The sequence below is a fragment of the Pantoea sp. ABR1s genome, assembly GCF_057812235.1.
This window is the reverse complement of sequence record NZ_CM173823.1, coordinates 971,672-984,183: the sequence shown is the minus strand read 5'-3', so window position 1 is coordinate 984,183 and position 12,512 is coordinate 971,672. Positions and strand designations below refer to the sequence as shown.

Genomic DNA, 12,512 nt, shown 5'->3' with positions numbered 1-12,512 from the left:
AGCAATGGAATTATCCTTAAGATAAGGTAAGCATATCTATCCTCAGGCGACACTATGGAATGACCTGTATTTCATCTTTAGTAAACCACATGCTCTCCTCGATTCGAGCCATTGCTGCAGCAGGATCGGACGACCAAAGCACTAAAGCTAGCGATTCTTGCGCCCTGCTACAAGTCACGTACAGCAAACGTAAAGTCCGGTCAATTGTTGTCTCCTTACCAGCCTCTGCATTCTTTTTATCTGTTGGACTTAACTGCGTACCACCAAAAATTTTGTCGTACTTGATGAGAGTCCCACCAGCAAGAGCATCATCCATTACAACCATGACGTGATTGAACTCAGAGCCTTTAACTACCTGATGTGTTGCGAGCTCTGAAATCCCAGCAAGGTAATTCCGATAGCACTTAAGTTGTTTCCATGGAGACGCAAACAGTGCACACCATCCACGGCGCATTCTGGTTTGCTTTGACTCATCCTCACCACGTCCAGGAGCTTGCGGGGCTGGTGACTTGTCGACATAAGCCTCTAGGAGTCGATGATCAACCTCGAATAAGTTTGCACTCAAGACTGGCGCTAACACCTCAGCGATCGTTGACTCAGAGTTGGCGCAAGCCATTGCAAATATCGCTATCGCCTCGAGCATTTCATCAGTACGTTCAACTCTTGATTCTGAGTCCTCAGGCATATTGTCTAAACCGCCATAACGTCGAAAAACCTCGGTGGCCTTAAACTCATTAACGATTCCTTCATCACTGACGCAGGCTTCTAAATGCGCCAGCTCATTAAGCAAAATTTGAACTGTTGAAGGCCCCTTATTGTCCCCACTGCCAGATGGTGCTGCAGCGTTGTGATCTAACAGAACCATTGCCTCATAGACATCAAGAAACGAGCCACGAGTGGCGACAAGCCTATGCTCAAGCGCAAGCAACTGATATTGCCCTTGATTCCAATCTGCTAAACCACTAATTTCAAACATTCGCTCAGCGCACCAGCGTTCACTAAGCACTTTATCTTCTGGACTTCGTGATGTATCCCCCAAGAAGAGCCGAACCGTTCCACCAGCTTTTTCCGTTCGGGGATGTTGTGCTGAACCCTTTGTTGGTTGTGTCCTGCCTTCAAATTCAGTTTCCCAGATTTTATTAATCAGTGTGACTATCCGTCGTTGACTGCGATGATTCATTTGTAACTCAGGCGTTGCCCAGCTTTCCGGAACAATGCTTGGAAGATCGGCATGACCATCCATATAAATTCGTTGTCGATGATCTCCCAGCAGACCAAGAGTCAAATCTCTCTCACTTTTTTTGGCAAGCACCATCAAGGAGTCCAGTACACCTTTCATCGTGTCCTGCGACTCATCAATCAGTATGATTGGATGTCGATCTTTGAGAATGGATTGAAGTGTTGGCTTATTTTGAAGCAACCAAGCTGTCGCATCGAGTACGTAATTGTGTGGTAGTGCACCAGGTCCATATGTATTGCGATCGGGATGGTATTTGAATACTTCAGTTGTCCGAAGAACCTCGATTTCATTCGTGATTTCGTCAAGGTCACGCTGTTTTGCTGCAGTAATACCCCTCGGTTTCGCTTGTGCCTCTGCAGTCTCTTTAGCGAGTTGAGCTTCTTTTACTGCTATAAGGGACTCCCGAATGTCATCGTTGAACCCATTAATTAACTCCCAGCAAAACGAATGGATGGTAGACACACTGACTAAATTATTGTCCCCAAGACGTCTGTTGATTACAGAGACAGCATTCTTGGTGTAGGTCACAACTCTAATCGAACGCCCATACATCTTCAGGGACCGTGCTAATTGTCCCCCCTTCTCATGCTCAGTCACACCAGTAAGGCGACGCAAAACTTCTACCAAAGTTCGTGTTTTACCAGAACCAGCCCCTGCAAAAAGGAAGTAGTTACGGGGTGGTATGTCTGTAAGGTAGCCGCAAATCTCTTCAACTACCCCTGCATCGCGATCATTGTCGTCAAGGGCTGATGAGTTAGTCATGGCATCACCTCCTTGCTTGGCTCAAGCTGTGTCTGGAGCCATTCCAATGCATCCTCGATATATTTAGGACAGACTATCGGCTCATCCGCAGCAACCATTTCAAAGATACTTGCGGCAAAGTCTCCTTTATTAAAAGATCCATGCATTAATTTATGCAGAGCTGCGAGCAGTTCTGGAATATTATCATTTTCAGCGACCTGTCTTGCTACTGAGCCCAGTGCTCCCTTCGGCGGTTTGATTTGCTTCCCATCGCCATCGACTTTTTCATCAATAAGTTGCTTAAACCAAGGGATATTTCTCAGAATTAGAGAGTCTTCAAAAGTACTTGGCCATTGACCATCAGCTTCGACTACAGGCAACTGCCATGCAAAACGTACAGAACACTCGGCAATTTCTTTCCAGACAAGATGCTCATTTTTCGGGTTCTTGAAATCCTCAAGCTGTTGCAACTTAGGGTGCCATCCGCGAAGAGTCGGGTTCCCACATTGCAGTCCGGGTTGTCCTGTATTAGCCACAGCAACTAAGGTTGTAGTCGGATCCCCATTTTTTTTAGGCTTACCTGGTCTTTCTTCAACTGGATCGATATCAGTAATAATTACAGTTGGAATACGGAGTCTTTCAACGAGAGCTCTTAGCCGATGAGCATGGCTGCCACCAATATCAAGGAAGGACAGATAGCGACTGTTGAGTTCTGCAAAATCTCTTTCAATGAAAAGAGGTAACAGCATTCGTTCAGCAACCCCCTCGACAAAGATTGCAGCATTGGCAAATAAAAGATCTGTGTGTTGAACGCGAAAATAACGTTCAGCGAATTGACGGGTTGTTTTATCATCACCAAAAACTTGCCCAAGATTAACCACCTCAGTGGTAGGCATGTTTTGTTCTTCACTCTTGGCAACGCGGCGAACATATCGTAGCCGGTCAAAATTCTCAGCATGAGCTAAATGGCTAGAATGAGTACTGATAATCAGTTGGCTTTTAAGACCTGACTCATCGCTACCGTTAGGACTGATGAGCTTATGTGCCTTACCCGAGAAAATACGTTGTACCTGTACGTGCAAATGAGCCTCAGGCTCCTCAATCATAACCAGATGAACAGGTGCGGGAGCGCCCTTTTCAGGATTTAGGCGAGCAGCTTTGAAAGAAACAAGTTGGTAACTAAGGGATTGTAAATTCTGATAACCAAGACCTATGGAATATTCCGGCAGAAGCTCTTCTAACGAATCCTTTAGCATACTGTATTGAACAGCAGTTCCATGGTCCAGTAAATCAGCTGTTTGTATACGAGTCCGGAAACGGATCTCTTGAGGATCATGCAAGCCGGGGTAGCCAAGCTCTTTAACCTCTTCTACCGAAGGTCCAATAGCCTCATGAATCTTCTTATCCAGTTCCTGCTGGGCCTCAGCAACAGCTTTTATGAGGTCAGCTCGGTGCCCATGACCTGTTGCAGCCACATTTAGGTGCTGTCGAGCAAATTTGAGTAGCTGATTGGAAAACAAACCTATGCGATGAGGGCCAGAAGCAGATCGCGAATCAGCTTCCTCGCTACCAAGACCACGTTGTGCCGCTACAAAATCTACCCGTATAAGCTTTTGCAGATGTTTTCGATCAATTGGGCTAGAGTCAGCATTTAGTATCTGGCTAGCATAGGTCTTCATTCCGTCCAAAGGATTGTTATCAGCATCCAACTTGTAAGCTCGAACTTGGCCCAACAAGTATGCTTCGCGGAGCCAAAAATCTAGTAGATCAATAGGCCAAGCAAGAGAATTGTTCCCCATATCCTTTACAGGCCTTCTCACCATGTGATACTTCCATGCTAACTGTTTCAAATCCTCAATGTTAGTAGCTGGCTCAAGACGTAATCGGACACCTACTGCGCCGCCTTTCCAGCTAAATTTTGATAGAAACGGAGAGACATAGTGGAACATACCGGCCTTAGCATCGAACCATAGGTCTAGAGTTGGCATAGCTGAAAGTAAGGTTTCAAGTTGCTCTTTCCACACATCTTCGGATGCGCCAGACGTAGATGGATCTTCCTCTAATGCATCCCAAGCCCTTCCAAGTTCCCGCAATTTTGGCCATTGAGAAATACTTATGTCGAAAGCACCAAATGGTGAACTATCTGCGAGGAAGTGCCGAAGTGCAGCCAGAATTGACGTTTTGCCGCTATTATTTGCGCCGACGAGGATAGTCGTCTTTGGATCAACGTCCACTTGGACCTTACCGAGTCGACGGAATTGGGAGAGTTCAATAAATCTTAGTGATATGTGTCCAGACAATGGTGTTGTTGCGATTGCTTCTGACATTTTGGCTCCTCTCAATCCTTGTAGGAATGCGCCAACCTGCAGTAGCTTAGCGCCACACCGTAAGACCAAGTCCTTCAACCTTGATGCTGTTGAGGCACAAATATAAAAGAATTGACACGGCAAGTCATATTACCGCTTCGCTAAAAAATGCCAATCCTTAAATATACTTTAACTGATTCATGTCACAGCGTTTTGGGCATCAGATCTTCAATCAACATGGCCTATAGGTTCGCGCAATGACGTAATCCAACTTGTTCAAGGACTATTTTCAAATATAAATCCTTCCTGAGAGCCCACTGCGACATCGTTTCTTGGGTAGATCCTCTACCCAATCCATACACAGCAAATTCCAGTTTAAGTTTGATACCACTCCCGAGTGCTCTACAGTTTGGATAGTCTCAGACTATAGCCAGCATGTTACGATACGAGTAAAACCATTGGTTATGTTGTTCAGAAAGGGGGCAACACTGCGTATAAAGCAACTAAAATCAGTGACCTGCCCCCAGGATTAAATACAAAACTCAGTTAGTAATGTCGGATCATTCACTCTCAGAATTACCCTTTCTCCAGCTCACTGCAACTTCAGACGGCGTCTGATAATTCAGCGTGGAGTGCGGGCGGCACTCATTATAATCCTGACGCCATTCGCTGATGGTTTTCCTGGCATGACTGACGTCGCTGAACCAGTGTTCATTCAGGCATTCATCGCGAAAGCGTCCGTTAAAACTCTCAATAAATCCGTTCTGTGTCGGCTTGCCGGGCTGGATAAGTCGCAGCTCCACTCCATGCTCAAAGGCCCACTGATCGAGCGCGCGGCAGGTAAACTCCGGACCCTGATCGGTTCTTATCGTAGCCGGATAGCCGCGAAACAGCGCAATGCTGTCCAGAATACGCGTGACCTGCACGCCTGAAATCCCGAAGGCAACAGTGACCGTCAGGCATTCCTTTGTGAAGTCATCGACGCAGGTAAGGCACTTGATCCTGCGACCGGTAGCCAGCGCATCCATGACGAAATCCATCGACCGGGTCATGTTGGGCGCCGCCGGGCGGAGCAGCGGCAGACGTTCTGTTGCAAGCCCTTTACGACGACGTCTGCGTTTAACGCCCAGCCCGTTCAGATGATAAAGGCGGTACACGCGCTTGTGATAAACCAGAAGCCCTTCAAGACGCAGTAACTGCCATATGCGGCGGTAGCCAAAACGCCTGCGCTCCAGTGCCAGTTCAGTAATGCGCCCTGATAAATGGGCATCAGCCGCCGGACGCTGAGCGTCATAGCGCCAGGTCGACAGGGACAAACCTGTGAGTCTGCAGGCACGACGTTGTGACAGGCCGGTCGCATCACACATCAACACCACGACTTCGCGCTTCTGGTCTGTCGTCAGTACTTTCGCCCAGGAGCCACCTGAAGCACCTCCTTATCCAGCATGGCCTCGGCGAGCAGCTTCCTGAGTCTGGCGTTCTCTTCCTCAAGTGACTTCAGGCGCTTAACCTCAGGCACCTCCATGCCGCCATACTTCTTACGCCAGGTATAAAACGTGGCGTCGGAAATGGCGTGCTTACGGCAGAGTTCCCGGGCAGGAACTCCGGCTTCAGCCTCGCGGAGAATACTGATGATCTGTTCGTCGGAAAAACGCCTCTTCATGGGGATGTGCTCATGTGGCTTATGAAGACATTTCTAACATCGCGGTGTATTAATCAACGGGGGAGCAGGTCAATTGTACCAAGTAACTAAATTTTGTTATAAAAAGCCAACAATCAAACAAAAGACACTAATTAATTATGAATAAATTTGATATAGAAAAAATGCTATTAGAAGAGGGATTTACCCCAAAGGAAGTTTCTGTGATACGTCATCATTCTGAGAAAGAAGGTTTTCCTTATCCCTGGCTCCTTTCACAGTTAAAGAAAAGATTCATAGTTGCAATGATATTAATAGCAATCCTTCTGGCAGGACTCATTTATACCATTAGCAGTGGTACACAAGAAAACATTGTATCTTATTCGATAACGCTGTTAGCAGGCTTCACAATTCTGTATACTTTTATTCCTTTGAAGCCTGCATACAAAGCATTTAGATTTTTGAGAAAACACTCTCATATTTTATAAAGTCGCTAATGAATATTTTCATTTATTTAATCGAAGAATCGCACTACCTCTTCCCCCTACAGCAATACATTCACCACTAAAGACATCTATATAATATTTAATTGGATTTGGCATGTTTTCCATCATCCATGGAAGATCTTCAGAAAATTTCAAATCTGAGGTTGAAATAACCCAAACAGATTTACCATCAAAAGACGATCTAACAGCCTCATGAAAACGTTCGTCCCAACCATGACCTGTTACCCTTGCATATTCTTTGGCAATTTCAACAGCTTTATTTTCCGATATCATTGCTGAACTCCATACCAAACATTATACATTAACCCTCCAACCACTACTGGCCCCAAAAGAATACCTGCTGTTTCATGCCGCAATAATGTATATGTAATTTCGTAAGTATTTCCAAGAGGGAATTTGAAGCCTTCAATGATATATCCTCTACTCATCCCTCTGGCTCTTAATAAGCCAATAGTTTCAGCAAGTGACTCTTCCAGATATCGTAATATATATGATTTATTATATGCGCTTTGTCTCATGAAAACCCTAAGTTCTCTTAATAAATAGAACTTAGGCGCAATCGCCATGTGTACCTGTTCATGATAAAGAGTTGAAAGCATCTGCAAATAGGCGTCATCTTTCGACATTGCACCAGGATAGTAGTTGCGTCCTACTTCTACGTCCCCCCAAGGTTTTGTGCGTCCCTGAACGACGTCACTATGCTTTGTGATTTTTATCTTAGGAGTATAACGCCAACCTCCATTGCGAGGCAGGTTCATTTTCCTTCCAATATCGCTGCTGTATCTAGGCATTTTTACTCCCCTGAAAGGAGTTTTAAATGTATCACCAGGCTTCTTCTTTAAAAGAAGTGCGAGGACAGCATTAACGCCTAACAGAGTGATCGCGTCTGCTAAATCCTTAGCAGCAACGTCAAGATCTCCTTCGCTACGAGCTGCGTTAGTCTTCGTTGCAAAATCAAACAACTTCTTAGCCGCTTCAAGCGCTACGCCCCCTACTGCTACCCAACCTACAATGAGAAGCACTAAATCAGCGATTTCACCAATCCCAAAAAAGTGCGCACCAGCCCAAACCACGATTACCCCCGCCATAGTTGCTAATGCTGAGGGGGTGACCATAGCAAGAAGCTGTTGACCTATGTCAGATGGTAAGAGCACTGCCGCTTTCGAGATGACTAATTGTAGCCTTGACTGTATATCGCTAGGGATAACTTCCATTCTCTATCCTCAGTTATATGTTAAGCTGCCTGCAGAATAACTCTTGAATACTGCATTATCCAGTAGTTTTGCTTATCATGTTTGTTTGCTCTGAACGAAGAAGATATGTCCACTTATCATTTAGCTTTTTTAAAAATTCATTATAAACTGACAGCATTAAAATTATGATTTAAATCAAAAACCCAACCTAACCCTGAATAATAAAAATATAAAAAAACGAGAGTGGTAAGAAAAAGAGCAGCTTCCCGTTTTCAATCCCGCTATCAGAAATATATGTAAATGAAATCTTAAAGCTGACAGAACACGATGCAACAACATGGGCTCAGGAGGAAAGATTTGTACGTTATCTTGAGCGCTATAGAACTGGTCTTCCTAACAATCAGCAATTGCAGGATAAGTAATTAATCCAATACCTCAACGACCTGAAAAGATAAGTAGCTTGATGGCTATGTAGGTGCTAAAGCGAGTGACTCTGTAATGGATACTATCTATGAATACATGGGAATTTGAAGAATGAAGTCGGCTATAATGGTTTTAATGATGCTTCCTTTGATTTGCTTAGTGGTAAGCGTTTTTTTGTATCTAATGAACAGGTCTCGCTACAAGGAATTGATCTCAGACTTCCAACAAAAGCATACACTGCCCGCCCCTTACTTGTTGCACTGCAATATAGGATATATAGGTTCACCTCTAATGACCTATTTTTTTATGCGATTAAAAAAAAATAAAAAAATTTCTTTTTAAACAGGAACGACAATGCTTATAGCTTTGCACATGAAGGTCAAAACCTAAAAAAAATAAACAACTTAAAACCATTATATTATACATTTTTATTAGGGTTTTTCTGTTGCTTTTCACTTTCCATTATTGCACTACTGATCAAAACTAAAATAATTTGATCATGTTAATAAAACATTCAGATAGATAATTTTCTATACCATATTTTATGGTTAACCTTAGAATTAGATTGTATAGTGAATTCTGTCTCTGGATTAAAACCGGGCGGGCATACGCTTTTAAAGCATATTGGAAAATCACCCCAGGAACTTCATGAAAGAATTATCCAATCCAATGGGGTATTGGATCTATCTGGTTCGTTCTCATCGCTGGAGATTGCCGAAGCAGCCATATCAAAGGCACTTCATAATAATCGGGAATGGATAAAACTATGGGCTGCAAGTAAACCACGACATAACATGACGATAAGTTACGATATGGGTAAAACCGTTGGTTATGTTGTTCAGAAAGGGAGCAACACTACGTATAAAGCAACTAAAATCAGAGTTGCGCTCAAGTATCAGACTTACAATAACAAACCTTATTATATAATCACTTCTTTTCCAGATAAGTGAGTTGATCATGAGCCGCGCACCTCTTGCTCCAAACTTAGATTTATGCATTGTGGGAACCCTTAATCAGGACTTCGACGTTATCACTGGCGCTGATACGATGGATGGTGCCATTGATGTAGTCGTTGACGAAGCTTCTCCAGAAGAAAGATGTGATTTACGTAAAGAAATTAATGACTTTCTCAAACTGTCAGAAGAAGAGATAAAGGAAGAGTTTTCTCAGCGCTGGCAAGATATTTCACCTGATTACGCCAGCAGTTTTTTGCTCTATTTCCTTGAAAGCATTAAAAGATACGATCAAAAGTGATATTGCGTGCGCACCCATTCGTGAACTGATTGGTAGGTTTGTTGGTGGTGCACTTGCTGCATTTGAAATAGGACGTTTATGGTGACAGGAATGGAACAAATAGCTTCGGTTAAGCTCATTGAGAAAAGCAAAGCCTCTGATTTCATACAGGCAACATCTGAAGTTATTGTTGGGGATAAACCGACAGGTATCACCATTGACGGACAGGAACTGGAAGGGGCTGTTAAGGTGGATAGTGACAGATATATTCTGTTCACGACTGATGATGTCATTTTCGAGGAATCCCTTACCGTCACGCTCATCAGTTTGAGTCAGGGAAAGCTTGAAAGCCTGCAGATTGGCAATGAATACTCATCCGGTTCTTTTGAACAGCTGTCTGTGCATGACAAATATATCTGCTTCAATTTCATCGGCCATTCTGCATGGGTGATAAAAGTGAATGACAGCCCAAAGCTCCGTCTTCCTTTTGTTTCGGATCCGCGTGGAGTCAAGCGTGCCTCGGGTCTCAAAACATACCTTTCGATTGATGCAAAGCCCTGCCCCTCTATCTGACTGAACGCCTTAGTGGATGAGATAGCTATACGTCTGGTGATACCCATAATCTCTGTATCAGGCGTTTCGCTGGCAACAGATAACGCGCAGGCACTTTCCCAATCTGAAAGACCAGCCCTTCTTACACTCCCTTCCGCCTCCCCACTCCCCCTTTACAGCCCCAACCCAAACACGAAATAATACCCCTCTACGCCGGGCCACAATGCCCTGCCAACGCTTAAACCCAAACTCAACTCTGCGGACACCCTATGAATAACGAAATCTCTCTCAAATACTATGATGTCGCAGATGAGTATGCGACGGAGTCCGCTAAGCCGGTGAGCGAAGCTGAACGTACCCCACTGGCGCATTACTTCCAGCTGCTGATCACCCGTCTGATGAACAACGAAGAGATCAGTGAAGAGTCGCAGCAGGATATGGCGCGTGAAGCGGGTATTGATGAGCAGCGTATTGATGAAATTGCGGAGTTCCTGAACCGCTGGGGCAACGAGTAACAGACATTCACCGGCAGACGAGCTTTGCGCAGTTTGCCGGTTAATCTGCCTGACTCAGTACCGCATTCGCCCGCCGGTATTCCCGTAACAACGCACAATGCTGACAGCCACGTGTCTCACGTGGCTGATGTCCGTTACCTGCTCTACCAACCCATCACTTCGTCTTTATCTGCCGCTACACACTCCATCGCTCTCGCCTTAACCAGCCACAAAGTCCCCTTCCGCCCCACATCCTCTGGCGCACCTGAAAATTATCATCCAGACTTATATAGTCTGCGCAGGCATTGTGTTTTACACTGCGCGCTGTAAAAAACCGAGTAGATTAAGCAGGCAAAAATGGCGATGAACGGAACGATCACAACCTGGTTTGAAGATAAAGGTTTTGGCTTTATCAAAGATGAAAACGGTGATAACCGCTATTTTCATGTGATTAAGGTCGCCAATCCTGATCTGATCAAGAAAGATGCGGCGGTGACCTTTGAACCCACCACCAACAACAAGGGCTTATCCGCCTATGCGGTGAAGGTCGCGCCGACAAGCAAATACATCTATATCGCAGGCGAGCGGCTCAAGATCACCTCGATTAAGTCTTATCTGGTCTACAACGAAGAAGTGCCGGTCGATGCCGGTGTCGATAAAGAGAACGCGGTGTTGTCAGTGGGACTGCTGCTGAATAATATCCGGCCGAAAAATGACCCGAACGCCAATGAGATGCGCTCGCTGAAAAAGCTGGCGGTCACCACCTTCCAGGGTACGACACTGATCTTCTCTGAAGACGAGATCGACATTGAAAGCACGGTTAAAGTGCTTAAAGGCCTGAAGTAATCCCGAAGGCAGGCCGAAATTCTGTTAGCAGAATTCCGGCCTTCAGCCTCCCGCTAGCCTGCTATTCAGGCACATTTCTCTGACACGAAATCCCCGCCCACAGGGCTGATACATAACAAAGCGTTGCTCTGGCGGATAAAACCGTCCTGCTCTCCCCTCTAATCCATTGTTTATGATAAAACAAAGGTCAAAAGCGCAGCTCATCAAGGTTCATCCCCACAAAGCGACTTTCCAGGGTAGAATTAGAAACTTTGTTCAGTCATTGCCAATGTTTTCCATCATCGCAAAGTGATACGAAAAGCGGGTGAAATAAGGTATAAAGCCGCATGAAAATCCCAAACAGAATCCAGCCCCTGGTCGATGACGGCCTGATTGACGATGTCCTGCAGCGGCTGAAAAGCGGCAAAGAAGCAGACGTCTATACCGTGCTATGCGGCGGCAAGGTGCAGTGCGCCAAAGTCTATAAAGAAGCGACCCAGCGTAGCTTCAAGCAGGCGGTGCAGTATCAGGAAGGCCGTAAAACCCGTAACAGCCGTAACGCCCGCGCCATGCAGAAAGGCACAAAGTTCGGCCGTAAGCAGCAGGAAGAGTCCTGGCAGACCGCCGAAGTAGATGCCCTGTTCCGCCTGGCGAACGCCGGTGTTCGCGTGCCACAGCCTTATCTCTGCATCGACGGTGTGTTACTGATGGAACTGGTGACCGATGCCAATGGCTCGGTCGCGCCACGTCTCAGCGATGTCTCTCTGTCTGAAGAGCAGGCGGTAACGGATTTCCATACCATGATCCGTAACATCGTTCGCATGCTCTGTGCCGGTATCGTTCACGGTGACTTATCCGAGTTCAACGTGCTGCTGGATGACCAGGGGCCGGTGATTATCGACCTGCCACAGGCAGTTGATGCGGCGGCCAACAACCATGCCGAGTCGATGTTTGAACGTGACGTGGACAACATCACCTCTTACTACGGTCAGTTCGCTCCGCAGCTGTTGAAGACGCGCTATGCCAAAGAGATCTGGCTGCTCTATGAAGATGGCAAGCTGACGCCGGAAACGCCGCTTACCGGGAAGTTTGTGGAAGAGGAGCGCGTAGTCGATATGGATTCTCTGATGGATGAGATCATCACCGCAGAAGATGAATATTACGAGCGCCAGCGCGCCAGCCGTGAGCGCGACGAAGAGTAACTGCCTCAATAAAAAAGGCAGCGAGTCGCCTCGCTGCCTCTCACTTACCGCACTATCACAACGCCATCACCGCACGATGACCGTCAGCGCAATCAGAGTTAAGCCGATGATCATCACGCCGACAAAGACCTTATCGAGCCTGCTTTTTTTCATCTTCT

Annotated in this window: 13 protein-coding genes; 7 read left to right on the top strand and 6 right to left on the bottom strand. The window is 45.7% G+C overall.

Annotated elements, in window-relative coordinates; all coding sequences use genetic code 11:
- Positions 1–52: 52 nt before the first annotated feature.
- From ACXKZD_RS04660 to ACXKZD_RS04650, 3 genes are all read right to left on the bottom strand, one after another.
- Positions 53–2,002, bottom strand: a complete 1,950-nt coding sequence (locus ACXKZD_RS04660) for a UvrD-helicase domain-containing protein (RefSeq protein ID WP_488981895.1) — start codon at positions 2,000–2,002, stop codon at positions 53–55.
- Positions 1,999–4,308 carry an AAA family ATPase gene (locus ACXKZD_RS04655; protein WP_488981894.1) on the bottom strand — a complete coding sequence of 770 codons (2,310 nt, stop codon included), beginning with the start codon at positions 4,306–4,308 and terminating at the stop codon, positions 1,999–2,001. Before ACXKZD_RS04655 ends, ACXKZD_RS04660 begins: the two co-directional genes overlap by 4 nt.
- A gap of 539 nt (positions 4,309–4,847) precedes the next feature.
- A protein-coding gene (locus ACXKZD_RS04650; RefSeq protein WP_488981893.1) for an IS3 family transposase occupies positions 4,848–5,950 on the bottom strand; the annotation gives its coding sequence in 2 pieces (ribosomal slippage) (positions 4,848–5,692 and positions 5,692–5,950; 1,104 coding nt in all).
- Positions 5,951–6,087: 137 nt separating this feature from the next.
- On the opposite strand from ACXKZD_RS04650, the gene ACXKZD_RS04645 reads away from it, so the two are divergent.
- Entirely contained in the window at positions 6,088–6,414 is a 327-nt protein-coding gene (locus tag ACXKZD_RS04645; protein WP_457175037.1) for a hypothetical protein, read from the top strand.
- 18 nt (positions 6,415–6,432) lie between these two features.
- Here the strand turns inward: ACXKZD_RS04645 and ACXKZD_RS04640 are convergent, their stop codons facing one another.
- Entirely contained in the window at positions 6,433–6,705 is a 273-nt protein-coding gene (locus ACXKZD_RS04640; RefSeq protein WP_128088276.1) for a hypothetical protein, read from the bottom strand.
- Complete coding sequence (locus ACXKZD_RS04635; protein ID WP_346552831.1) at positions 6,702–7,646, bottom strand: hypothetical protein; 945 nt, start codon at positions 7,644–7,646, stop codon at positions 6,702–6,704. Before ACXKZD_RS04635 ends, ACXKZD_RS04640 begins: the two co-directional genes overlap by 4 nt.
- A gap of 974 nt (positions 7,647–8,620) precedes the next feature.
- Between ACXKZD_RS04635 and ACXKZD_RS04630 the strand changes: the two genes are divergently transcribed.
- From ACXKZD_RS04630 to ACXKZD_RS04605, 6 genes are all read left to right on the top strand, one after another.
- A complete protein-coding gene (locus ACXKZD_RS04630) occupies positions 8,621–8,998 on the top strand; it encodes an RNase A-like domain-containing protein (RefSeq protein ID WP_488981892.1) in 378 nt (125 codons plus the stop codon).
- A 7-nt stretch (positions 8,999–9,005) separates the two neighbouring features.
- Positions 9,006–9,302 carry a contact-dependent growth inhibition system immunity protein gene (locus tag ACXKZD_RS04625; RefSeq protein WP_207254612.1) on the top strand — a complete coding sequence of 99 codons (297 nt, stop codon included), beginning with the start codon at positions 9,006–9,008 and terminating at the stop codon, positions 9,300–9,302.
- Between the two features lie 90 nt (positions 9,303–9,392).
- Complete coding sequence (locus ACXKZD_RS04620) at positions 9,393–9,854, top strand: hypothetical protein (protein WP_488981891.1); 462 nt, start codon at positions 9,393–9,395, stop codon at positions 9,852–9,854.
- A 248-nt stretch (positions 9,855–10,102) separates the two neighbouring features.
- The gene (locus ACXKZD_RS04615) at positions 10,103–10,348 is read left to right on the top strand and encodes a YmjA family protein (protein WP_010672163.1); all 246 of its coding nucleotides are present in this window, start codon (positions 10,103–10,105) and stop codon (positions 10,346–10,348) included.
- Between the two features lie 336 nt (positions 10,349–10,684).
- Complete coding sequence (locus ACXKZD_RS04610; protein ID WP_192072718.1) at positions 10,685–11,173, top strand: cold-shock protein; 489 nt, start codon at positions 10,685–10,687, stop codon at positions 11,171–11,173.
- A gap of 326 nt (positions 11,174–11,499) precedes the next feature.
- Complete coding sequence (locus ACXKZD_RS04605; protein ID WP_010257738.1) at positions 11,500–12,354, top strand: PA4780 family RIO1-like protein kinase; 855 nt, start codon at positions 11,500–11,502, stop codon at positions 12,352–12,354.
- A gap of 66 nt (positions 12,355–12,420) precedes the next feature.
- Here the strand turns inward: ACXKZD_RS04605 and mgtU are convergent, their stop codons facing one another.
- Positions 12,421–12,507: a magnesium transporter protection protein MgtU gene (gene mgtU / locus ACXKZD_RS04600; protein ID WP_350029534.1), complete on the bottom strand. Its 87-nt coding sequence runs from the start codon at positions 12,505–12,507 to the stop codon at positions 12,421–12,423.
- Between the last annotated feature and the right edge of the window lie 5 nt (positions 12,508–12,512).